Annotated in this window: 23 protein-coding genes; 10 read left to right on the plus strand and 13 right to left on the minus strand. The window is 61.4% G+C overall.

What is annotated here, in order from left to right; all coding sequences use genetic code 11:
* Window positions 1-31 precede the first annotated feature (31 nt).
* The 4 genes from MN188_RS00700 to secG all read right to left on the minus strand — a co-directional run bounded on the left by MN188_RS00700 (window position 32) and on the right by secG (window position 3,078).
* On the minus strand, window positions 32-325 hold the full coding sequence (locus tag MN188_RS00700) for a DUF1330 domain-containing protein (protein ID WP_242104870.1): 294 nt from the start codon (window positions 323-325) through the stop codon (window positions 32-34).
* A gap of 14 nt (window positions 326-339) precedes the next feature.
* Window positions 340-783, minus strand: coding sequence for a tellurite resistance TerB family protein (locus MN188_RS00705; RefSeq protein WP_242104871.1), 444 nt, complete (start codon window positions 781-783; stop codon window positions 340-342).
* Between the two features lie 87 nt (window positions 784-870).
* On the minus strand, window positions 871-2,514 hold the full coding sequence (locus MN188_RS00710; protein WP_242104872.1) for a CTP synthase: 1,644 nt from the start codon (window positions 2,512-2,514) through the stop codon (window positions 871-873).
* Between the two features lie 192 nt (window positions 2,515-2,706).
* The gene (gene secG / locus MN188_RS00715; RefSeq protein WP_242104873.1) at window positions 2,707-3,078 is read right to left on the minus strand and encodes a preprotein translocase subunit SecG; all 372 of its coding nucleotides are present in this window, start codon (window positions 3,076-3,078) and stop codon (window positions 2,707-2,709) included.
* Window positions 3,079-3,278: 200 nt separating this feature from the next.
* Between secG and MN188_RS00720 the strand changes: the two genes are divergently transcribed.
* Together MN188_RS00720 and MN188_RS00725 are read left to right on the plus strand one after the other, a co-directional pair.
* Window positions 3,279-4,574: an adenylosuccinate synthase gene (locus MN188_RS00720; RefSeq protein ID WP_242104874.1), complete on the plus strand. Its 1,296-nt coding sequence runs from the start codon at window positions 3,279-3,281 to the stop codon at window positions 4,572-4,574.
* A gap of 30 nt (window positions 4,575-4,604) precedes the next feature.
* Complete coding sequence (locus MN188_RS00725) at window positions 4,605-4,877, plus strand: DUF2842 domain-containing protein (protein WP_242104875.1); 273 nt, start codon at window positions 4,605-4,607, stop codon at window positions 4,875-4,877.
* Between the two features lie 240 nt (window positions 4,878-5,117).
* On the opposite strand, the gene MN188_RS00730 is transcribed toward MN188_RS00725, so the two are convergent.
* On the minus strand, window positions 5,118-7,133 hold the full coding sequence (locus tag MN188_RS00730) for a hypothetical protein (RefSeq protein ID WP_242104876.1): 2,016 nt from the start codon (window positions 7,131-7,133) through the stop codon (window positions 5,118-5,120).
* 225 nt (window positions 7,134-7,358) lie between these two features.
* Here MN188_RS00730 and MN188_RS00735 point away from each other — a divergent pair, with 225 nt between their 5' ends.
* Window positions 7,359-8,024, plus strand: coding sequence for a thiamine diphosphokinase (locus MN188_RS00735; RefSeq protein WP_242104877.1), 666 nt, complete (start codon window positions 7,359-7,361; stop codon window positions 8,022-8,024).
* On the opposite strand, the gene MN188_RS00740 is transcribed toward MN188_RS00735, so the two are convergent.
* Together MN188_RS00740 and MN188_RS00745 are read right to left on the minus strand one after the other, a co-directional pair.
* On the minus strand, window positions 8,002-8,898 hold the full coding sequence (locus tag MN188_RS00740) for a DMT family transporter (protein WP_242104878.1): 897 nt from the start codon (window positions 8,896-8,898) through the stop codon (window positions 8,002-8,004). The genes MN188_RS00735 and MN188_RS00740 overlap by 23 nt on opposite strands.
* A 181-nt stretch (window positions 8,899-9,079) precedes the next feature.
* A complete protein-coding gene (locus MN188_RS00745) occupies window positions 9,080-10,459 on the minus strand; it encodes an L-serine ammonia-lyase (RefSeq protein ID WP_242104879.1) in 1,380 nt (459 codons plus the stop codon).
* A 164-nt stretch (window positions 10,460-10,623) separates the two neighbouring features.
* Here MN188_RS00745 and MN188_RS00750 point away from each other — a divergent pair, with 164 nt between their 5' ends.
* The gene (locus MN188_RS00750) at window positions 10,624-11,259 is read left to right on the plus strand and encodes a DUF4332 domain-containing protein (RefSeq protein WP_242104880.1); all 636 of its coding nucleotides are present in this window, start codon (window positions 10,624-10,626) and stop codon (window positions 11,257-11,259) included.
* Here the strand turns inward: MN188_RS00750 and MN188_RS00755 are convergent.
* The 3 genes from MN188_RS00755 to MN188_RS00765 all read right to left on the minus strand — a co-directional run bounded on the left by MN188_RS00755 (window position 11,256) and on the right by MN188_RS00765 (window position 13,088).
* Complete coding sequence (locus MN188_RS00755) at window positions 11,256-11,621, minus strand: YbaN family protein (RefSeq protein ID WP_242104881.1); 366 nt, start codon at window positions 11,619-11,621, stop codon at window positions 11,256-11,258. The two genes, MN188_RS00750 and MN188_RS00755, sit on opposite strands and share 4 nt — an antisense overlap.
* A 109-nt stretch (window positions 11,622-11,730) precedes the next feature.
* Window positions 11,731-12,417, minus strand: a complete 687-nt coding sequence (locus tag MN188_RS00760; RefSeq protein WP_242104882.1) for a glutathione S-transferase family protein — start codon at window positions 12,415-12,417, stop codon at window positions 11,731-11,733.
* A 32-nt stretch (window positions 12,418-12,449) separates the two neighbouring features.
* Window positions 12,450-13,088, minus strand: coding sequence for a hypothetical protein (locus MN188_RS00765; protein ID WP_242104883.1), 639 nt, complete (start codon window positions 13,086-13,088; stop codon window positions 12,450-12,452).
* Window positions 13,089-13,245: 157 nt separating this feature from the next.
* Here MN188_RS00765 and rpiA point away from each other — a divergent pair, with 157 nt between their 5' ends.
* Window positions 13,246-14,028, plus strand: coding sequence for a ribose-5-phosphate isomerase RpiA (gene rpiA, locus MN188_RS00770; RefSeq protein ID WP_242104884.1), 783 nt, complete (start codon window positions 13,246-13,248; stop codon window positions 14,026-14,028).
* Window positions 14,029-14,352: 324 nt separating this feature from the next.
* Here the strand turns inward: rpiA and MN188_RS00775 are convergent, their stop codons facing one another.
* From MN188_RS00775 to MN188_RS00785, 3 genes are read right to left on the minus strand one after another with little or no spacing between them, the layout of a single operon-like run.
* A complete protein-coding gene (locus MN188_RS00775) occupies window positions 14,353-14,754 on the minus strand; it encodes a carboxymuconolactone decarboxylase family protein (RefSeq protein WP_242104885.1) in 402 nt (133 codons plus the stop codon).
* A gap of 11 nt (window positions 14,755-14,765) precedes the next feature.
* The gene (locus MN188_RS00780) at window positions 14,766-15,059 is read right to left on the minus strand and encodes a DUF1330 domain-containing protein (protein WP_242104886.1); all 294 of its coding nucleotides are present in this window, start codon (window positions 15,057-15,059) and stop codon (window positions 14,766-14,768) included.
* Window positions 15,052-15,747 (minus strand): GntR family transcriptional regulator, encoded by a 696-nt coding sequence (locus tag MN188_RS00785; protein ID WP_242104887.1) that lies wholly within the window; start codon window positions 15,745-15,747, stop codon window positions 15,052-15,054. The genes MN188_RS00780 and MN188_RS00785 overlap by 8 nt, the downstream gene beginning before the upstream one ends.
* Before the next feature lie 103 nt (window positions 15,748-15,850).
* Here MN188_RS00785 and MN188_RS00790 point away from each other — a divergent pair, with 103 nt between their 5' ends.
* The 5 genes from MN188_RS00790 to MN188_RS00810 are packed head-to-tail and all read left to right on the plus strand — an operon-like array spanning window position 15,851 to window position 20,674.
* On the plus strand, window positions 15,851-16,453 hold the full coding sequence (locus MN188_RS00790) for an amino acid synthesis family protein (protein WP_242104888.1): 603 nt from the start codon (window positions 15,851-15,853) through the stop codon (window positions 16,451-16,453).
* Window positions 16,425-17,234, plus strand: a complete 810-nt coding sequence (locus tag MN188_RS00795; RefSeq protein ID WP_242104889.1) for an alpha/beta fold hydrolase — start codon at window positions 16,425-16,427, stop codon at window positions 17,232-17,234. The genes MN188_RS00790 and MN188_RS00795 overlap by 29 nt, the downstream gene beginning before the upstream one ends.
* The gene (locus MN188_RS00800; protein WP_242104890.1) at window positions 17,231-18,148 is read left to right on the plus strand and encodes a flavin reductase family protein; all 918 of its coding nucleotides are present in this window, start codon (window positions 17,231-17,233) and stop codon (window positions 18,146-18,148) included. The genes MN188_RS00795 and MN188_RS00800 overlap by 4 nt, the downstream gene beginning before the upstream one ends.
* 3 nt (window positions 18,149-18,151) lie before the next feature.
* On the plus strand, window positions 18,152-19,189 hold the full coding sequence (locus tag MN188_RS00805) for an LLM class flavin-dependent oxidoreductase (protein ID WP_242104891.1): 1,038 nt from the start codon (window positions 18,152-18,154) through the stop codon (window positions 19,187-19,189).
* Window positions 19,190-19,210: 21 nt separating this feature from the next.
* Window positions 19,211-20,674, plus strand: a complete 1,464-nt coding sequence (locus tag MN188_RS00810) for an aldehyde dehydrogenase (protein WP_242104892.1) — start codon at window positions 19,211-19,213, stop codon at window positions 20,672-20,674.
* Window positions 20,675-20,875 lie beyond the last annotated feature (201 nt).

Here is a 20,875-nt window from a genome sequence, read left to right on the forward strand (position 1 = left end):
AAACCGATATAGGGGCTAAGGCGGGAATTGCCTAGCCGTCATAGCCTTCGACGATGACGATATCACCCTCCGACACCGGATCGCGCAACGCCTTGGCGGCCTGGTATTCTGGGCTGTTGTAACACTCCAGCGCCACCTGGTAAGAGGGAAACTCGATCACAACATTGCGCGAGCGTGACGTGCCCTCGGGGTTTTCGAACTGCCCGCCACGGATCAGAAACCTTGCGCCGAACTTGTCGAAGGCGACCGCGTTGGCCGCCACGTATTTCTTATATGCGTCCAGGTCGTGCACATCGACCCGCCCAATCCAGTATCCTTTGGTCATGTCTTGTCCTTTTCTCAGCCGATTCCGTTGTGGTGCTGCCGGATTTCCTCTGCCCTGTCAGCGTCAATGCCCAAGGCCGTGGCGACATCGCCCAGGAATGCCTCTTCCTCGGGTTTTAGTACCCGGTCGGCCAGGCTGACCTGCCACAAGCCGTCCAACAAGCGTGCGCGTTCGGCGTGGTCGACATTGGCCTGCACCATGGCGGTAAAGTCGGCGGTGTCAGGCGCCTGGGCCTCAAGCTTTTCGCAGGTGGCGCGGGCCTTGGCGGCCTCGACCGGGTTCAGCCCCTGGTCACGCCCCAAAAGCGCGTCTATGCGGGCGATTTCCTCGACCGCGTAATGCTGGTCGGCCTTGGCCAGCCGCACCAAAAGCGCGCCGACCGCCAACTGCGCGTCCAGCGCGGGCAGGGGCTCTTCGGCCCTGCGGCTGCGCAGGCGTTTGAAAAAGTCGTTGATCATGGCGTTCCCGGTTGCTTTGGAAGGAGCCTAGCGACGCCGGCCCGCACGGGCAAGCGCGCCGGGGCGGGCGTGGGATCACACATGGGCTTACACCAGGCGTTCGACCTCGATCGCGGCACGAACGAAATCGGCGAACAGCGGGTGCGGCTCGAACGGTTTCGACTTCAGCTCCGGGTGGAACTGCACGCCGATGAACCACGGATGGTCGGCCCATTCGACGATCTCGGGCAGACGCCCGTCAGGGGACATCCCGGAGAATTGCAGCCCCTTGGCCTCAAGCGCCTCGCGATACTTGGTGTCGACCTCATACCGGTGGCGATGGCGCTCTTCGATCGTGGTGCCGCCATAGATGCGCGCCACGTTCGAGCCTTCGGCCAGTGTCGCATTATAGGCGCCCAAACGCATCGTGCCGCCCTTGTCGTCGCCCACTTTGCGTTTCACGGTGTAATTGCCCTGCACCCATTCCTTCAGGTGGTAAACCACGGGTTCAAAACGCTTTTCACCGGCCTCGTGATCAAATTCCTCGGATCCGGCCTCGGGCATCCCGGCCACGTTGCGGGCGGCTTCGATCACCGCCAACTGCATGCCCAGGCAGATGCCCAGATAGGGGATCTTGCGGGTGCGGGCGAACTCGGCCGCCTTGATCTTGCCTTCCGTGCCACGTTCGCCGAAACCGCCGGGCACCAGGATGGCGTGGAAGCCTTCCAGATGTGGCGCGGGGTCGACGGTGTCGAACACTTCGGCATCGACCCATTCGACGTTGACCTTCACCCGGTTGGCCATGCCACCGTGGGTCAGCGCTTCCTTGATCGACTTGTAGGCGTCCTCAAGCTGCACGTATTTGCCGACGATGGCGATGTTCACCTCGCCCTCGGCATGGTGAATACGGTCTTCCACGTCCTGCCACCGGCTCAGGTTCGGCTTCGGCGCCGGGTTGATCTGGAACGCATCCAGCACGGCCTGATCCAACCCGACATTGTGATAGGCCATGGGTGCCTCATAGATCGACTTGAGGTCATAGGCCGGAATGACCGCTTCCTGCCGCACGTTGCAAAACAGGCCAATCTTGGCGCGTTCCTTGTCCGGAATCGGATGTTCCGACCGGCAGACCAGGATATCCGGCGCGATGCCGATCGAGCGCAGTTCCTTCACGCTGTGTTGCGTCGGTTTCGTCTTCAGCTCGCCCGAGGCCGCCAGGTAGGGCAGCAGCGTGAGGTGCATGAAAATGCACTGGCCGGGCGCCTTGTCCTGGCTGAACTGGCGGATCGCTTCAAAAAAGGGCAGGGCTTCGATGTCGCCCACGGTGCCGCCGATCTCGCACAGCATGAAGTCGACCTCATCATCACCGATGTTGATGAAATCCTTGATCTCGTTGGTGACGTGGGGAATGACCTGGATCGTCTTTCCCAGGTAGTCGCCGCGCCGTTCCTTCTCCAACACGTCCGAATAAATTCGACCCGAGGAGACCGAATCCGTCTTGCGCGCCGCCACGCCGGTGAAGCGTTCATAATGGCCAAGGTCCAGGTCGGTTTCGGCGCCATCGTCGGTCACGAACACCTCGCCGTGTTCAAACGGACTCATCGTGCCGGGGTCGACGTTCAGGTAAGGGTCAAGCTTGCGCAGGCGAACCGAAAAGCCGCGCGCCTGCAAAAGCGCGCCCAACGCGGCCGAGGTCAGGCCTTTGCCAAGGGATGAAACAACGCCGCCGGTGATGAAGATATATCGTGCCATTTGGTTGGCTGCCCCCGTTTTGTTTGACCAGTGAATTTGGTCTTGTCAGGCCTGCGATTCGGCGAAAACCGTTAACGTCCGAATCCGTATCCCACGGGAGTTAAGACATAACGGAAAAGCACTGCCCGCGCAACCGGACCGCAACATGATGGGGCGAAAAAATCGCCCTGCTCAAGGTATTGTAGCTGTGGATCAGTCCGCGCGCGGCGGGGTCAGGCTGTCGTCGCCCAGAACCGGCGGCAGAAGGTCGGTCACATCCGGAGTGACCGGGGCCGTTTCTTCGGTTGCCGGAACGCCGCTACCCAGGGCATCGACGACCGAGGTATCGGACGAATTGCGCGCCGCCAGGATGGTCAGCGAGATCGACGTGACCAGAAACGCGATGGCGAAGATCCAGGTGACCTTGCCCAGGGCCGTGGCTGCGCCACGTGACGACATCACGCCACCGCCGCCACCACCACCGCCGCCAATGCCAAGGCCACCGCCCTCAGAGCGCTGAAGCAGCACGACACCGATCAGGGCCAGGGCCAGGATCAGGTGAATGACGAGGAGGACGTTTTCCATTGCGCGGTTCCGTGGTGTTGATCTGATGGGCTTATCTAGGGGCTTGTCGCAAAACCCGCAACCCCAAAGGCGCGGCCTGTTGCGCGACGGCTTTCGCGACGAAACCACGCAATCGCACCTTGTTATGTGAAATAGGTGTTCCCCCCCGGCCGCCCGGCGGCTATACGGGCGCGGGTTTTCTTTGCTGTCAGGAATAGAACATGGCCAACGTTGTCGTCGTAGGCGCCCAGTGGGGCGACGAAGGAAAAGGCAAGATCGTGGACTGGTTGTCCGAACGCGCCGATGTGATCGCGCGCTTTCAGGGCGGCCACAATGCCGGGCACACGCTGGTCATTGACGGCAAGGTCTACAAGCTTCACGCGCTGCCCTCGGGCGTGGTGCGCGGCGGCAAGCTTTCGGTCATCGGCAATGGCGTGGTGCTGGACCCTTGGCACCTGCTGAGCGAGATCGAGACAATCCGCGGGCAAGGCGTTGAAATCACGCCTGAAACGCTGATGATCGCTGAGAACACGCCGCTGATCCTGCCGTTCCACGGCGAATTGGACCGCGCGCGGGAAGAGGCCGCCTCGAAGGGCACCAAGATCGGCACCACCGGGCGCGGCATTGGTCCGTGTTACGAAGACAAGGTCGGGCGCCGGGTGATCCGGGTTGCGGACCTGTCAGACGACGCAACGCTTGAAGCCCGCGTGGACCGGGCGCTGCAACACCATGACCCGATGCGCAAAGGGCTGGGGGTCGAGCCGATTGATCGCGATGCGCTGATTGCCAAGCTGAAGGCGATCGCGCCGGAGATTTTGAAATTCGCAGCCCCGGTCTGGAAAGTGCTGAACGAAAAGCGCAAGGCGGGCAAACGCATCCTGTTCGAAGGCGCCCAGGGCGCGCTTCTGGATATCGATTTCGGTACTTATCCGTTCGTGACCTCGTCCAATGTGATCGCGGGACAGGCGGCGACCGGCACCGGGATCGGCCCGGGTGGCATCGACTATGTGCTGGGCATCGTGAAGGCCTATACCACCCGCGTTGGCGAAGGCCCGTTCCCGACCGAGCTGGACGATGACGACGGTCAGCGTCTGGGCGAACGTGGTCACGAATTTGGCACCACCACCGGGCGCAAGCGCCGCTGTGGCTGGTTCGACGCCTGCCTGGTGCGCCAGACCTGCGCCACTTCCGGCGTGAACGGCATTTCGCTGACCAAGCTCGACGTGCTGGACGGGTTCAAAGAGCTGAAGATCTGCGTCGGCTATGAGCTGGACGGGGAAATCCTGGATTACCTGCCCACTGCCGCCGACCAACAGGCGCGGGTGCGGCCAGTCTATGAGACGATGGACGGCTGGGACGAAACCACCGAAGGTGCGCGCAGCTGGGCCGATCTGCCCGCCAACGCGATCAAATACGTGCGCCGGGTCGAGGAACTGATCGACTGCCCGGTGGCGCTTCTGTCGACCTCGCCCGAGCGCGAAGACACGATCCTGGTGACCGACCCGTTCGCCGACTAAGCTTGCACCGATCTGCCGAAAGGGACCTTCATGGCGCTATCTTACAAAGCCCGCAAACGCTGGTCGCTGGTGATCCTTGTGATCGGCCTGCCGATTTACATCATTCTGGCGGTGGGCATCGTGGCCTTGTTCGAACGCCCGCCTATTCTGGTTGAGCTGGGCATCTATGTCGGCCTGGGATTCCTGTGGATCATGCCGTTCAAGAAGGTGTTCATCGGCGTCGGGAAACCAGACCCGGACGCGGATCCGCGCAGCTATCCGCATGATCCCGCCGGGAAATACGGGTTGGACGACGATAGTTGACACAGCGGTGTCGCTGGCGCGACGCGGTATGCCGCGCAGCCCCTGAGGCTGCTCAGGCGGGTTCTGGCCGCACGCGGGCTGTTCTAAGTCCAACCTTACGGTTTACCGCCAGCGCCCGCCCAAGATTTCCCATCGGGGGCAGAAGAAATCGAGTGCGCTGTGGGCCCCTCTTTGGGATGCGCCTTGCCTAAAAAAAAAGGGGCCCGTCAGGGCCCCTTTGCACTCGTACAAAACAAAAGATCAGGCGCTTTCACGCCGCACCTCAGGGTCCGAGCGGGTGGCTTCGGTGATCACGAACTGACCACGCTTGATCTTCTTGAACCGCCCTTCGCGCAGGAGTTTACCAAAGGCACGCAGGCCCTCTTCGCGTGAAAAGGTGCCTTCGGGATCATAGGCCAGGACCTGTTTCATGATCTGCGGGCGGGCGAAATGCGGCCTGCCTTCGACCTGGGTCGCAAAGGCTGCGGCGGCTTCAAGCAGTTCGCTCATGCTCTCCGCGCCGCGTTGTTCGGCATAGGTGGCAAAGTCGTCACTGTTGTCAGGCATCTCGACCTGTGCTTCGGCCTCGGCTTGTTCGGCCTCCAACGCCAGATTGCCCTTGGTCACACGGCGCGGGCGCACCACGGCGGGGGACTGTGCATCCGCTTCGGCCTCAGGGGCATCGATGCGTTGTTCCGAGACCAGCATCAGCGGCGCCAGGCGGCGCGATGCGTGCTTGTCTCCGTTTCCACCCAACCGACGCGGCCGCACCACGCGGGCAAGATCGCCGCGATAGGATTCGGTGTCGTCGTCGTCGGGTGTTTCCCCGGCCTCGTCATCGGCGCGCTTGGCTTGAACCGCGGCTTTCAGATGGGCGATGGCCGAGCGGCGACGGCTGACTTCCGTGCTTTCCATCTTGGTGTTGGTTTCTGCCAGGATGCGATCAACGGCGACGTCGCTTTCGTCAAAACCCGCGTCTTCGAAGGCGGGCCGTTGGCCAGTTTGTTCGTCTTCATCAGTCGCGTCGCGCTCGACCTCGGCCAGTTCGGCCATCAGGTCGGCTTCCTCCTCGGGGGTCAGCAAGCTGTCTTCGTTGTCTTGCTTTTCAACAGGCTCCAGATCGGCGCGTTTGACCTTCACAACACGGGCGATGGCGACGGGGCGAGGGGTGTCGTCCTCGGCAAAGACGTTTTCGTCTTCCTCGTCGGCGATTGCATCAATGTCGTCACCCAGAGCGATGTCGTCGTCTTCGTCGATCTCATCTGCCAGGGCGCTCTCGTCGACCTGTTCGTCTTCGGCAACCAGTCCGGCGAGGACCGAGTCGATCGCGTCATCTTTTTCCGTTTTTGCGACGAATTCTTCTTCGGCTTCATCTGCGACCGGGGCCTCGTCGGAAATCGAGCCCAGAAGTGCGGCCAGGGTGGCATCATCGCCATCGGCTTCGTCTTCATAGGTCTCGTCATAGGCCGCGTCGTCTGCTTCCGCGTCGTCCAAAGCGTCCGAGATCGCCTCGACCTCGTCATCCAGTTGCGCGTCGTCGGTGTCGAAATCGGCCTCAGGGGCGTTGTCGATCTCGGCTTCAATCGCATTGTCCGATTCGATCTCGGCCTCGTCCTCCTCCTCGGCGCGCAAATCGTCGGCGTCCGGTTCGTCGGCGTCAGTCAGATCCGAGTCATCCAGATCATCGGTGTCCAGATCGTCTTCTTCCAAGCGATCCGGAGCCATTTCGGCATCATCCGGAACAGCGTCGAATTCGGCTTGGGAGTCGGTGTTGATCTCGGCTTTCGCATCGACCTGGACATCGTCCAGCGAGGCTTCCGCGTCAGCGAAGAAAGCATCCGCGTGCTGGTCCTCGACATACTCACCCGTATGGTCTTCGTGCCCCCGATCCACCACGGCGCGGATGCGCTGCAACTTGGCGGCAATGGAATCGGCTGGCATGTCATCCGTAGGCAAGTCGCCGGAATCCAAAGCTTTTTCAGTGCTTTCAATGGGTTCTGCCGGGGTGAAGGTGGCAGCGGCTTCAGTCGGAGCCTCAACCTGGTCCAGCAGGGTTTCCCCTGGGATCAGCGTGGCGGCGGCGGGTTTGATGCGGGGCGCGTCGGCATCGGCCTGGCGCAGAACAACTTCGTCGTTCTCGACACGGGCTTCGACACGCTTGTGAATTTCACGTTCAGCGATCCGGTGCAGCATTTCGGCATCCGGCGTCGGCGGCTCGGCTCCGAAGTAGCGATCATCGGCCGCCAGATCGCGGAAATACTCCGCGATGGACTTCATCGTGTTGAAAGGTTCGTCAAACCCTTCGAGCGTGCACGAAAAAGTGCCGTATGATACAGTGAGAATCTTACTCGTGCTCACCATGGTTAACTCGCTTTCTCCCCCGATCCAGCAACAGTGTGTTTACCATGTATTGGTTCGAAATTTGGAACAGAACCGGGATATTGGCGGTATTTTTTCTGGGCGGGAATGTGTCAAGTTTCCAAAATGGAGACAATAACGAGGATGAAACCGGATTTTTTGCCATTTTACGAAACAGTAACCCTTGTTGGTGGGGGGGAGTGTAGCCACGCGATCCTTGACGAAGTGTTGACGCTTGCGCCGATTCTGGTAGCGGCGGATGGCGGGGCGGATCGAGCGCTGGCCTGTGGGCATGTCCCGCAGCGCGTAGTGGGCGATCTGGATTCCCTTTCGCAGACTGCGCGTGAGGCGCTGGGCGCCGATCGGCTGCAACGGATCGAGGAACAGGACAGTACCGATTTCGACAAAGCGCTGCGCTCGCTCGGCGCGCCTCTGGTGCTGGGTGTCGGTTTCCTGGGTGGACGGCTGGATCACGAACTGGCCTGCCTGAATGCCCTGGTGCGCCACGCGGATCGCAAATGCATTCTGGTGGGGGAACAGGACATCTGTTTTCACGTGCCCAGGGAAATCGTGTTGGAGCTGCCCGAAGGCACGCGCGTGTCGCTGTTTCCGCTGGCCGGGCTGCGCGCGACGCTTCACGGGCTGCGTTGGTCGTTTGACGACCTGCAGCTGGCGCCGTGGGACCGGGTTGGCACATCGAACGAGGTGGCGGACGGCCCGGTGCGGCTGCGCTTTGACCGCCCGGGCATGGTGGTGATCTTGCCGCGGGCCGCGCTTGGGGCGGCGATCAGGGCGCTGGAGGCGGCGTGACGCGAACGTTGCGTTCACGGGCGATGACGTAAAGCCCGGCGGCGATGGTGACGGCGATGCCAAGGGTGGCCAGCCCGTTGGGCAAATCGCGAAACACCAGCCAGCCGATGATCGTGGCAAAGGGAATTTCCAGGTATTGCATCGGGGCGAGCGTGGCTGCGGGGGCAAAGCGCAGGCTCCAGGTCATCAGGAGGTGGGCCATCGTGCCAAGGGTGCCAAGCGCGATCAGGAGCGCCCAGTCCCGTGCGCCGGGCAGGATGATCCCGGTGTCGGGGACAAGCAGGATCGCGACCGGGATCAGCACGGCGCTGCCCATCAAGCCCGAGATGGCCTGAAGGCTGATCGGGTCTACGTCCTTGGCCATCTGACGTGTGACCAGCATGAACAGGGCAAAAACGACGGCCACGCCCAGGGGCAAGAGCGCGGGCGGGCCGACGGCGGCGAAATTGGGCTGGATCACCAGAAGCGTACCCAGAAAGCCGACGATGGCGGCGCCAAGCCGGTGTGGGCCGACCGTTTCCCCCAGCACGTATTTGCCCAGAAGCAGCATGAGGAAGGGCATGACGAAGGCGATGGCGATGGCATCGGCAATGGGCAGGTATCTGAGCGCTGTGAACATCATCCCGATGCCCGCGATGTGCAAAAGCGTGCGGATTACAGTGAGTTTCAGAAGCCGCGGGGTCAGGGCCAGACTGCGCTGGCTGAACGCGACGATGGGCAGCAGGATCAGCGCCTGAATTCCGAAGCGCACAACCAGAAGCTGGTTCAGTGGCATGTGTCCGCCCAGAACTTTGGCGATACTGTCGCCCATCGGGGCGAGCAGGCAAAAGCCGAGCATCAGGAGAATGCCGAGCAGGGGGCGGTCATGGGTCATCGCCGGAGCCTAGCCTGCCGCTCGCGTTTCAAAAAGGGGTCGCGTGCCGCGACGCATGATGTCTCGCGGGGGTGTGACCCCGCTCGGGATTGGCGCGCGCGTCAGGCCGGGTGCCAAATCTGAGCGCGTCTGCGCGAGGGATCGAGTGTCGCGGCACGCGACCCCTTCGGATCACGCCGCTTCAACAGTTCGGAACGTTGACGGCCAGACCACCCAGCGAGGTTTCCTTGTATTTCGCGCTCATGTCCTGACCGGTTTCGAACATGGTGCGGATGCAGGCGTCCAGCGGCACAAGGTGGGTGCCATCGCCGCGCAGGGCCAGGGACGCTGCCGACACCGCCTTGATCGCGCCCAGCCCGTTGCGCTCGATACAGGGCACCTGAACCAATCCGCGCACGGGATCGCAGGTCAGGCCCAAATGGTGTTCCAGCGCGATCTCGGCCGCATTTTCGATCTGTTCAGGCGTGCCGCCCATCACAGCGGCCAGCCCCGCGGCGGCCATCGCCGAGGCGGACCCGACTTCGGCCTGACAGCCGGCTTCAGCTCCTGAAATGGACGCGTTGTGCTTCACGATGCCGCCGATCGCGGCGGCGGTCAGCATGAACTCTTCGATCCGCGAAGGGGCCGCGCCGGGCACGTGGGACAGCCAGTATCTCATCACGGCTGGCAGCACGCCCGCCGCCCCATTTGTGGGCGCGGTTACGACCTGCCCGCCGGCGGCGTTTTCCTCGTTCACCGCCATCGCATAGACGCTCATCCAGTCGTTGATCGTGTGCGGCGCGGCCAGGTTCAACCCTTGTTCGGCCTTGAGGCTTTTGTGGATCGCCCCCGCGCGGCGTTTCACCAACAGCCCGCCGGGCAGGATGCCGTCGCCGTCCAGGCCGCGGGTGATACAATCGTCCATCACCTGCCAGATCCGCGCGATCCCGTCGCGCAGGGTTTGCGGGCCGCGATGGGTCAGCTCGTTCGCGCGCTTCATCTCGGCGATGCTTTTGCCCGAGGCCTTGGCCATTTCCAGCATCTGCGCGGCGGTCTCAAAAGGATAGGGGTGGGATTTCGCGTCGCGCGCATCCATCTGCGGTTCAGCGCTCTGTTCCGCTTCGGTCACGACAAAGCCGCCGCCGATGGAGTAATAGGTCTCCTGCACCAGAATGTCGCCCTGCGCGTCCAGCCCCATCAGGATCATGCCGTTGGCGTGGCCGGGCAGCGGGTGGTCATAGTCGAAGACCAGGTCTTGTTTCGGCGCGAAGCTGAGCGTGGGCAAGCCGTCGGGGGTCACCACCCCAGAGGCCTCGATCTGCGCCAGCACATGTTCGGCGCGGGCGGCGTCATAGCTGTCGGGCAGGAAGCCTGCGAGCCCCAGGATGGTTGCGCGGTCGGTGGCGTGGCCGACCCCGGTGAAGGCCAGCGACCCGTGCAGCGAGGCGCGCAGGCCTGCGACCTCGAACGGCTGCGCGCGCAAAAGCTCCAGGAACCGCCCGGCGGCCACCATCGGTCCCATCGTGTGGGAGGACGACGGGCCGACGCCCACCTTGAACATGTCGAATACAGACAGAAACATCGCACCCTCGCGCTTGTGATGGGCCCAATGTGCGACATGGTGCACGGGCGGGGCAGCCTGAAAGCGACGCTTTTGCGCCGCTGGCCGGAATGTGGCCTGTCCCTTGCGGTTGCGCAAGGTTACGCAGTGATGGCTGTGGTAGACTTGGGAGTAAGGAGAGGACGATGGCTTATCATCTGGATGCACGCAAGATGGGTCTTGAGGACGTTGTTCAGCGATTGCGGGGGACCGACCTCATTCCCAGCCAACTGCCGCTTTTGGAGGATTTGCCCGACAACATAGCGGCGCTGGAGCGAGTAGGCATGGTGACCGTTGCCGACCTGCGTGCCGCGATGAAGAATCCCGGGATGGTGCAAGACTTGGCAAAGGTGAGCGGCGTGGACGCGGACTGGCTGATCCTGCTCAACCGGGCGCTCAAGGGGTTCTTTCCGAAACCCCGCCCGATAAAGGAATTCGAATGGGTGTCCGCGCCCTTGCGCACGCAATTAAAGGCGGAGGGGCTGACGAACAGTGAACTTGTGTTTGAGACTTATAGCGAAGCGTTGCCTGAAGGCGGCGAGGTGGAAACCTTGCTGGCAACCTGCGACCTGTGTCGCATTCAATGGGTCAGCCCGTCCTTTGCACGCGCGCTTGTGGCGTCGGGCTTTGTGACTGCCGCTGACCTGGCGCGGGCCGATCCTGAGGACGTCGCGACGGCCCTGGCCAAGGTCAACGTGGACGGGCGGTTTTTCAAGGGCAAGGTCGGGTTGCGCGACATCCGGCGGCTTGTCGTGGCGGCGCAATATGCACCGCAGAGCTAGCGGCGCGGTCCGTCGGGCCGGGTCAGGATGAACGCAGCACCCGCACCCATCAGAACCGCCTGCAACACCAGCACGAAACCTGGGGCGCCCAGGATCAGGCTGACTGCGAACACCAGAGTCATCATGCTGACTGCCAGCATTTTTGCACCGCGCGAAATGGCACCGTTTTCTTCCCAGTTGCGGATTGATGGACCGAAATGGGCGTGTTCGATCAGCCAGGCCCGTGCGCGAGGACTGCCTTTGCCAAAGGCAAATGCGGCGACCAGCAGGAATGGGGTCGTTGGCAGCACCGGCAGAACAACGCCGATCAGCCCCAGCCCAACGGCCAGCCAACCCAGTGTGATGAAGAAGACCTTGCTCATGTGTGTTGTCATGATGGGGGGTTACACGATCCGTCTGTCCAGTTTCCGCGGATCGTCCACTTTCACAGCCCAGAAGTCCACCGTTCGTGGGGAAGAACGCGGCGGGGCGTCAGGTCGCACTTCCTTCTGGCGGGGTGGCATAGCGCGGGGCAGTTAAGGGCGTTGGGCCAAGACCTTCTGCCTGTTGCGCCGCTTGCATTGACGGGCGCGTTTCCAGTCGCGCGGCCAATTTGTGCAAGCTGGGCCAGTCAGACAAGGTGAACCAGTCGGTCCGCCCCTTGGGAAAAAGCGCAAGCCAGCGCAGCAGTACGCCGACATAGAGGTCGAGACCCGAAGGCGCGGCGGCGGCGAACCAAGCATGCTCGGCTGTGGCCAGAACCTCCAGCCGGTCCAGATGCGCCCGGACACGGCCCACCGTCAGAGCGCGGTGCCCGTCCAGATCCCCGGGGGCGTATTGCGCGCCGTAAAACAGTTGCCGCATGTCCGTGTGCAGCCCGTTCGAAACGGCGAACAGCCACGACAGGAAGGCGGCGCGCATGTGGCTGCCGGGGGTAGGGGCCAAGCCACCGTGACGGTCGGACAGCCACAACAGGATCGCGCCAGTTTCGAACATCGGTCCGTCGGGCGTTTCCAGCGCCGGGATCAATCCCATCGGGTTCACAGTCAGGAAGGCCGCGCTTTTGTGCGCGTTTCTGGCACGATCCACCAACACCGTTTCATACGGCGTCAACAACTCCTCCAGCACAAGGCGGACGATCAGCGAGGCGTTGTCGGGGGCATAGTGCAGGCGATACATGGGCCAAGCATAAGGTGCTTTGCCACGCGGTTCTATCGTTGAAGAGTCACCCCGCCCACGCGGTCGACGATGACCCCCTGGCCGGTTCCCTTCCAGGTCCAGAACCCGAACAGGTAATCGTCGGCTAGCACGATGAAGCGCATAGTGTGATTGATCGGATCACCCTGTTGCGAATGGGTGAGGAAGCCGCCTTCGAGGCGCGGCAAATCTTTGTTGTGGCAGCCTGTGATCAGCAGAATTTCGTCCGGTCCGACAGACGCTTTCGGGTCGTCAGGCAGGGTCAGAACCTCGTCGTTTCCCCAGGCCCAGTTCGGTTCGCTGCTGGCGACCTGCACGAAGGCGATGTCAGGTATCGGGGTGGGCATGCCGCTCAGCACAAAGCCGTCACCGGCCCCGCCCACCGCGGACAATGTCACCTGACTTTGCCCCGGTGTGCCCGCGTATGTGGGGACATTCGCAGTCTTCACGAGGAAAGCTGACACATGGATGGTGAAATCGCCCTCCAGGCGCTCAGGCGCCAAGGCCCCGGCGTGACATTTGGCATTCAGTCCGGTGTCCTCGTCTTGAACCATGGAATCGTACAGGTCATCGAAATCGCCGCTGGTGGCCATCACGGGCAAGCAGGCCAGACTGAGCGTCCAGGCCGCCACGAAAGCTCTTGCGTGTTTCATGTCATCCCCCTTTGCCCGCATCCTAGCATGTTGGCGAGGTCTCTCAAAATCCACGGGGAACCGCGCGCAGTTGGTTTTGCGCGAAAAACGTGCCCGCCCCCTCGCAAGCGCTGCGCATCTTACCTATAACCTTTGCAGGTATAGGAGAGTCGCTGCCATGTCCGGGGAACTATCGCCCATCGATACCGCTAAATTCGTAGCCGCCAAACGCGCGGTGGAATTCGTCCAGGACGGCATGCGCGTCGGCCTTGGCACCGGGTCCACCGCAGCCTGGATGGTGCGCTGCCTGGGCGAGCTGATCCGCGAGGACGGCATGAAGATCACCGGGGTGCCGACCTCTAGCCGCACCGCCGAGCTGGCCCGCCAGGTTGGCATCAACGTGGTCAGCCTGGACGAAGCACGCTGGCTGGACCTGACGATTGACGGCACCGACGAATATGATTCCGACCTTTGCCTGATCAAAGGCGGCGGCGGGGCGCTGCTGCAGGAAAAGATCGTGGCGACCGCGTCCGATCAGATGATCGTGATCGCGGACCCTACCAAGCAGGTCGATACCCTGGGCGCCTTCCCGCTTCCGGTCGAGGTCATCCCGTTCGGTTGGCAGACCACCAAGGCACTGATCGAGGAAATGCTGGTGAGCATGGATGTGCTGGGCCAGCAAAGCAGCCTGCGCATGAACGGTGACGCGCCTTTCGTCACCGACGAAGGCAACCACATCGTCGACCTGCACCTGCAACGCATCGGCAACCCGCGTCAGCTCTCGATGGTTCTGAATCAGATCCCCGGCGTGGTCGAAAACGGCCTGTTCATCGACATCTGCGATGTGGTGGTGATCGGGCACGGCGATGGCAGGGTCGAAGTCACTGACATCAACGAAGGCACGCACGAAGAAGACCGGATCGAGTTCGTCGATACCACCAACCTGTTTGCGGATATCTGAGGACCGGGTGAAGACCAGCCGTCGTTGGCAATGGGCCTCCCGTGAGCGCGAATGCCTGCTTGGCGGGACATCTTGCCATTCACCGTGACAGTCCCAACGTCTTCGCTGGTTGTACCAAACCAAAAGTGGTCGTGGTCACTGGGGACACAACGTGGCAATTGGGGCCGAACGTGATGCCTGCACAAATGTGGCAGGATGCTTCCCAAGGGCGTGTGTAAACGAAGGTTGACCGTTTACGGGCGTGCCCACCTTTCATTGAGCCTGGATTGCACCCGTTCGAAGTGTGACCCGCAGTATTGGCCCGCGCCCAAGCATATGCAGCCGTTACGGAGCGCCCAAATCAGAGGCTTCTTCGCCCAACACTTTTTGGGCCGCTCGGAAGCATTCCAGCCCCTGAGGGACACCGCAATAGATGGCAACCGCGTGAATGATCGCGCGGATTTCTTCCTTTGTGACGCCGTTGTTGACGGCGCCACGACAATGAAGTTCCCATTCAGTCATTTTCCCCAAGGCGCCTATCATTGCCAGATTCATCATCGAACGGGTCTTGGCATCGATCACCTCGTCGCCCCAGCCAAATCCCCAGCACCATGCTGTCATGGCCTCTTGAAAGGGCCGTGTGAAATCGTCTGCTGCGGCAAGGTTCTTTTCCACATATTCTGCGCCCAGGGTGGCTTTGCGCTGCTCCAGACCCTTTAAGAACAGGTCTTCATCAAAAGTAGCCATTGTGTGTTCCTTCACCTGGCAAGGCCTTCGGTTATGACGATATTCGCGGTGCAGGCCGTGTCACGATGCGCGCGCGCCGATTGATACTCCGGTGAATGGTAGCAGGACAAGGCTTCGGCTTTGCTCTCAAATTCTATGACCACATGGCGATGGAAGGGCTGCCCTTCCAGTGTTTCGCCGTCATCGCCTCGCACCAGAAACCGTGCGCCGTACTTGGCGAAGGCGGCCGGCGCGTGTTTCTGATAGCCCGCATATCGGGCGGGATCGGTGATGGTGACGAAGGCGATCCAGTATCCCTTAGGCATCTTTCCCCTCCGGCTCAGACCTGTTTAGAAACCCCTGTGCCGTTTTCGCGGCGTCAGAGATATGCGCTTCCACAGCGCGGCGGGCGGCGTCGGAGTCGTGGCTGAGAATGGCGTCGTGGATCGACGTCATATGGCTCATCCCCGAGGTTTCGCGGTCGCGCGCGGCAATCGTCAGGGCGCGCAGACGGCTGATGCGACCGTTCAGGCGCTGCACGATCTCCCAGGCGACAGTGTGGCCCGCTTCGCGGAAGATGAGCTCGTAAAACCGTGTGGTCGCTTGCAAAAGGTCGGCCCATTCGATGTCATCCATCTTGGCTTCGACGGCTTTGAGGGCGCGGGTCAATTTCGGGCCGAAATCCTTGCTTTGCGCCAGGGTGCAGGCCGATGTGGCGGCGCCTTCCAGCAACAAACGCACGTCATAGATCTGCTTTGCCTGGTCCCAGTTCAACGTGGCAACGATGGGGCCGCGGTTGGGCACGATCTCGACCAGCCCTTCGGCTTCGAGATACCGGATGGTTTCTCGGATAACGGTGCGACTGACGCCCAGTTGGTCGCACAAGGGGCGTTCCACAAGGCGTTCACCCGGCGCAAAGTGGCCAGCGATGATGGCCTCGCGCATCCGGTCCTGCACGATGTCGCGCAGGGTTTGCGGGGCTTTGTCGATCTTTTGCAACGGGGACGTGGTCATGGGCTTGTGTTTATCAGGGGGGTCGGGCCGCTTCAAGTATTCTTGACATATCGTCATATGGTATACCATGATCTGCTGCGACTCACCAGACCAAGGAAATGCCATGCCCGCCGACATTCGCAAAACGCTGCTTCACGTTGAGCACACGCTGATCGAAGGCGGCCGGGCTGCGCCGACACCGCTGACGATGATCGCAGCAGTGGCGGTTATTCGAAACCCGTGGGCAGGACAGGGCTTTGTCGAGGATCTTCGCCCCGCGATCCATGATTGTGCCCCCGGTCTGGGCGCTTTGCTGACCGAGATGGTTCTGGAGGCGGCTGGCGGTGGCGACAAAGTCGAAGGGTACGGAAAGTCTGCCATCGTCGGGGTGAACGGCGAAGTCGAACATGCCTCGGCGCTGATTCATACGCTGCGGTTTGGCAACCATTACCGCGAGGCGGTCGGTGCCAAGTCTTACCTGGCCTTCACCAACACGCGCGGGCCTGCCAATGCACCTTTGCAAATCCCGTTAATGGACAAGAATGACGGTGGTAGACGCAGCCATTACCTGACCATCCAGCTGTCCGTAGCGGATGCGCCCGGCGCGGATGAGATCGTCATCGCCCTGGGCGCATCCATCGGTGGGCGTCCGCACCACCGGATCGGTGACCGTTATCAGGATCTTAAGGAACTGGGCCATGACGCTGACAACCCTGCCGCTGTCTGAGCCTTGTGGCACGCTGACCTATCGTGAGGCAGGCGCCGGTGCGCCGGTGGTGTTGATTCATGGAGTCGGCATGCAGTCAGCGGCCTGGACACCGCAGATCGCCGCCCTGTCGGCAACCCATCGCGTGATTGCAATCGACATGCCCGGGCACGGGGGCTCGTCCGCGCTGCCATCCGGGTCGCAACTGCCCGCGTTCGTGGCCTGGCTGCACGCGGTCTTCGCGGCGTTGGACCTTACGAACGTCAGCCTTGTAGGTCACTCTATGGGGGCACTTGTGACGATGGGATACGCAGTGACCCATCCAGATGCTCTGGCGCGGGCGGCGGTGTTGAACGGTGTCTATCGCCGGTCCCCCCAAGCCCGCGCGGCCGTCACGGCGCGTGCCGATCTGATCCGCACCGGCAGGTTTGACCTGCAGACCCCATTGGCACGGTGGTTTGGCGACCGCCCAGAGGATCAGGCGGCGAAGGATCAGGTCGCGGCCTGGCTGCGAGATGTCGATCCAGACGGCTATGCCACCGCCTATGGGGCGTTTGCGCGCGGGGATGACATCTATGCCGACCGTTTCGGCGACATCACATGCCCGTTTCTGGCAATCACCGGCGAAGGTGATCTGAATTCGACCCCGGACATGTGCAAGGCCATGGCCGCAGCGGCCCCCGATGGCCAAGCCGTGGTGATCGCTGGGCATCGCCACATGGTCAATCTGACCGCCCCCGACGCCGTGAGCAACGCCCTTGCAACCTGGCTGGCCTCTTCATCGGAGAAAGTCCCATCATGACCCAGATTGACCCCCGCGACCTGCGCAATGCCTTTGGTGCCTTCATGACAGGCGTGACTGTTGTCACCGCACATGATGAGCAGGGCAATCCCTTGGGATTTACGGCCAATTCGTTCAGCTCAGTCTCGCTTGACCCGCCCCTGGTGTCGGTCTGCCTAGCCAATACATCGCGCAACTTCGTCGCACTTTCCAAAGCCGATGGTTTCGCCATCAACGTGCTGTCTGAAACGCAAAAAGAGGTTTCAAACATTTTTGCCCGCCCCGTCGAAGACCGGTTCTCGGCGGTGAATTGGCGCAAGGGGCCGTTTGGATCGCCCGTGTTCGACGACGTGTCCGCATGGTTTGATTGTTCGATGTTCAAAACCGTGGAGGCGGGCGACCACCTGATCCTGATTGGGCAGGTCGAGGCGTTTGAAAACAGCACCCATCCCGGGCTTGGCTATGCGCGCGGGGCCTATGTGACCCCCGCGGCTGAGGCCGAAGCGCTTTGCAACAATGCCAATCTGGTGGTGTCGGCATTGATCGAACATCACGGCAAGGTGTTGTTGGTGGACAATGGCAGCGGGCAGCTTGATCTGCCGAACACCAAGGTCTCAAAACAGGGCGCGACCGTGGCGTTGAAGCAGTTGATAACTGCCAGTGGTGCCTTGGCCGAGCCAGGTTTCATCTATTCCGTTTACGAAGATGAAGCGCGCGCAACACAACATATCTCGTTCCTCTGTCAGGCCAGCGGAGAAACCGCCGCTCAAGGCACCTTTACCGAACTTACCTCCTCAACCCTGATGGACATCTCGGACCCTGCGGTCCGCACCATGCTGGAACGATTTGCGACGGAAAATCGGATGGGAAATTTCGGGGTATACTATGGCAATCAATCCAGCGGAAAAGTCCGCGCGATGGCATCAGGGAGTTGAGGCATGAAGTTCTCGCTTTTTGCGCATATGGAGCGCATTTCTTCGGATGAGGATCAGAAACAGCTTTATGATGAGTTCATCGAGCTGTGCAAAATCGCCGACAAGGGCGGGATGCATGCGGTGTGGACCGGTGAACATCACGGGATGAATTTCACTATCGCACCGAACCCGATGCTGAACCTTGTGGACATCGCGCGCCACACCAAAAATGTGCGCTTGGGCACCGGCACGGTGGTCGCGCCGTTCTGGCATCCGATCCGCCTGGCAGGCGAGGCGGCGATGACCGACATCATCACCGATGGCCGGTTGGAGCTTGGCATCGCACGCGGTGCCTATTCGTTTGAATACGAACGGTTGATGCCCGGTATGGACGCCTGGGAAGCCGGTCAGCGGATGCGCGAACTGGTCCCAGCAGTTAAGGCGCTGTGGAAAGGCGATTTTGCCCACGACGGGGAATTCCACCAATTCCCGAAAACCACGTCGGCCCCCCAGCCGGTCCAACCCGACGGGCCACCAATCTGGATCGCCGCGCGAGACCCCAACAGCCACGAGTTCGCCGTGCAGCAGGGCTGCAACGTGCAGGTCACACCCCTGTGGAACGGAGAGCCGGAAATCGCGGATCTGATCGACAAATTCAACAATGCCTGCGCGAAATACCCGGATCAGCCACGCCCCAAGATCATGTTGCTGCTGCACACCTATGTCGGGGACAGCGACGAAGACAGCAAACGGGCGGCAGTCGAGCTGAACCGGTTCTATTGCTACTTTGGCGCGTGGTTCATGAACAAGCGCGATATCAATCAAGGGCTGATAGCGCCGCTGACGGACGAAGAAATCGCCGCCCACCCGTTTTATTCGCCCGAGGCGATGGAGCGTGATCTGGTGATCGGGACACCCGAAAAGGTGATCGAACGCCTAAAAGTATACGAGGCACAGGGCTATGATGAGTATTCGTTCTGGATCGACAGCTCCATGCCGTTTGAACGCAAGAAAGCCTCGCTTGAGCGGTTTATCAGTGACGTGATGCCCGCCTTCGCCTAACGGCCTGACAAGGATCAAAAGATGAAGAGTTTTCAGCAGTATATCGGCGGCGACTTTGAGGATGGAGAGACCCAGTTCGACAGTCTTGATCCGGCAACGGGCGCGGTTTGGGCCAGAATGCCCGAGGCGTCGGTGTCGGATGTGAACCGGGCTGTGGACTCGGCTGAACAAGCATTCCTTGGGTCCGAATGGGCTGGGATGACGGCAACGGCGCGTGGAAAGCTGTTGATGCGGCTGGCGGACCTGATCAGCCAGAACGCCCCGCATCTGGCCGAGTTGGAAACCCGTGACACCGGTAAAATCATTCGTGAAACCAGCGCGCAGATTGCCTATGTCGCGGACTACTACCGCTACTACGCTGGCCTCGCGGACAAAATTCAGGGCGCGCATCTGCCCATCGACAAGCCTGACATGGAGGTCTGGTTGCGCCGTGAGCCGATCGGCGTGGTCGCGGCCATTGTGCCGTGGAACTCACAATTGTTCCTGTCAGCGGTCAAAATCGGCCCAGCTCTGGCAGCGGGCTGCACGGTGGTCTTGAAAGCCAGTGAAGACGGCCCCGCGCCGATGTTGGAATTTGCCCGAATCTTTGAACAAGCCGGGTTCCCCAAGGGTGTGCTGAACGTGATCACCGGCGGCCCCGCGGTTGGTGCGACCCTGACCAGCCACGCCAAAGTGGCTCATGTCGCCTTCACCGGAGGCCCGGAAACCGCACGACACATCGTGCGCAATTCGGCTGACAATCTGGCGTCGACCTCGCTTGAACTTGGCGGAAAATCTCCGCTCATCGTGTTTGATGATGCGGATTTGGAAAGCGCCGTGAACGCACAGATTTCGGGCGTGTTTGCGGCGACCGGCCAAAGCTGCGTCTCCGGCTCTCGGCTGGTGGTTCACGCGCGAATCAAGGACGCCTTTCTTGCCCGCCTCACGGAAAAAGCCGAAGCCATCGTGATCGGCGCGCCGGGGGACATGGCAACCGAAATCGGTCCGCTCTGCACCGTGAGACAGCAGGAAAATTCCGTGCGTTTGACTGAACAATCGGTTGCCCAGGGTGCAAGGTTGATCACCGGCGGTCAGATCTTGGAGCGGGACGGGTTCTATTTCCCGCCCACCATTCTGGATTGTGACCCCGCGCCCGAAGCCGCATGTCTGAGCAACGAGTTTTTCGGCCCCGTCTTGTCGGTGGTCAGCTTTCAGGACGAAGGCGAGGCCATCGAGATCGCCAACAACACGCAATTTGGCTTGGCGTCTGGTCTGTTCACCCGCGACCTGACGCGCGCGCACCGAATGATCCGGGCCATTCGCGCCGGGATTGTCTGGGTCAACACCTATCGCGCCGTCAGCCCGATTGCGCCATTCGGCGGCCACGGATTGTCAGGTCACGGTCGTGAAGGCGGGATCGAGGCGGCGTTGGATTACACCAAGATCAAATCCGTTTGGTTGCGAACCAGCGACGCACCAATTCCCGATCCTTTCGTGATGCGCTGATGGAGTCATGCCTGAAAACCCGGCTTGAGGCGGCAAAGGCGGTCGCAAAGCTGCGTGGGATACCGAAGCGCTCTCAATATCATCCCTTTTAAACAATCCAGGGATCCACCGGCAGGCTGTGGTGTTGCAGGTCCGATTTCCACTCTTGTTGCCGAGTGTCGAAGATCTCCTTCAGGAACGGGGATTGATTCAGCAAAGAAG

Origin of the sequence: Aliiroseovarius subalbicans, assembly GCF_022678625.1 — a bacterium.
In the GTDB taxonomy this organism is placed as follows: domain Bacteria; phylum Pseudomonadota; class Alphaproteobacteria; order Rhodobacterales; family Rhodobacteraceae; genus Aliiroseovarius_A; species Aliiroseovarius_A subalbicans.

Coding starts and splice junctions, on each gene's coding strand:
- MN188_RS00730 (WP_242104876.1), bottom strand. CDS start 7,133: ATGAAGTCCATCGCGGAGTATTTCCGCGATCTGGCGGCCGATGATCGC.
- MN188_RS00755 (WP_242104881.1), bottom strand. CDS start 11,621: ATGAGCAAGGTCTTCTTCATCACACTGGGTTGGCTGGCCGTTGGGCTG.
- MN188_RS00765 (WP_242104883.1), bottom strand. CDS start 13,088: ATGAAACACGCAAGAGCTTTCGTGGCGGCCTGGACGCTCAGTCTGGCC.
- MN188_RS00775 (WP_242104885.1), bottom strand. CDS start 14,754: ATGGCTACTTTTGATGAAGACCTGTTCTTAAAGGGTCTGGAGCAGCGC.
- MN188_RS00700 (WP_242104870.1), bottom strand. CDS start 325: ATGACCAAAGGATACTGGATTGGGCGGGTCGATGTGCACGACCTGGAC.
- MN188_RS00800 (WP_242104890.1), top strand. CDS start 17,231: ATGACCCAGATTGACCCCCGCGACCTGCGCAATGCCTTTGGTGCCTTC.
- MN188_RS00710 (WP_242104872.1), bottom strand. CDS start 2,514: ATGGCACGATATATCTTCATCACCGGCGGCGTTGTTTCATCCCTTGGC.
- MN188_RS00760 (WP_242104882.1), bottom strand. CDS start 12,417: ATGTATCGCCTGCACTATGCCCCCGACAACGCCTCGCTGATCGTCCGC.
- secG (WP_242104873.1), bottom strand. CDS start 3,078: ATGGAAAACGTCCTCCTCGTCATTCACCTGATCCTGGCCCTGGCCCTG.
- MN188_RS00750 (WP_242104880.1), top strand. CDS start 10,624: ATGGCTTATCATCTGGATGCACGCAAGATGGGTCTTGAGGACGTTGTT.
- MN188_RS00810 (WP_242104892.1), top strand. CDS start 19,211: ATGAAGAGTTTTCAGCAGTATATCGGCGGCGACTTTGAGGATGGAGAG.
- MN188_RS00795 (WP_242104889.1), top strand. CDS start 16,425: ATGACGCTGACAACCCTGCCGCTGTCTGAGCCTTGTGGCACGCTGACC.
- rpiA (WP_242104884.1), top strand. CDS start 13,246: ATGTCCGGGGAACTATCGCCCATCGATACCGCTAAATTCGTAGCCGCC.
- MN188_RS00745 (WP_242104879.1), bottom strand. CDS start 10,459: ATGTTTCTGTCTGTATTCGACATGTTCAAGGTGGGCGTCGGCCCGTCG.
- MN188_RS00720 (WP_242104874.1), top strand. CDS start 3,279: ATGGCCAACGTTGTCGTCGTAGGCGCCCAGTGGGGCGACGAAGGAAAA.
- MN188_RS00725 (WP_242104875.1), top strand. CDS start 4,605: ATGGCGCTATCTTACAAAGCCCGCAAACGCTGGTCGCTGGTGATCCTT.
- MN188_RS00805 (WP_242104891.1), top strand. CDS start 18,152: ATGAAGTTCTCGCTTTTTGCGCATATGGAGCGCATTTCTTCGGATGAG.
- MN188_RS00705 (WP_242104871.1), bottom strand. CDS start 783: ATGATCAACGACTTTTTCAAACGCCTGCGCAGCCGCAGGGCCGAAGAG.
- MN188_RS00735 (WP_242104877.1), top strand. CDS start 7,359: ATGAAACCGGATTTTTTGCCATTTTACGAAACAGTAACCCTTGTTGGT.
- MN188_RS00785 (WP_242104887.1), bottom strand. CDS start 15,747: ATGACCACGTCCCCGTTGCAAAAGATCGACAAAGCCCCGCAAACCCTG.
- MN188_RS00790 (WP_242104888.1), top strand. CDS start 15,851: ATGCCCGCCGACATTCGCAAAACGCTGCTTCACGTTGAGCACACGCTG.
- MN188_RS00780 (WP_242104886.1), bottom strand. CDS start 15,059: ATGCCTAAGGGATACTGGATCGCCTTCGTCACCATCACCGATCCCGCC.
- MN188_RS00740 (WP_242104878.1), bottom strand. CDS start 8,898: ATGACCCATGACCGCCCCCTGCTCGGCATTCTCCTGATGCTCGGCTTT.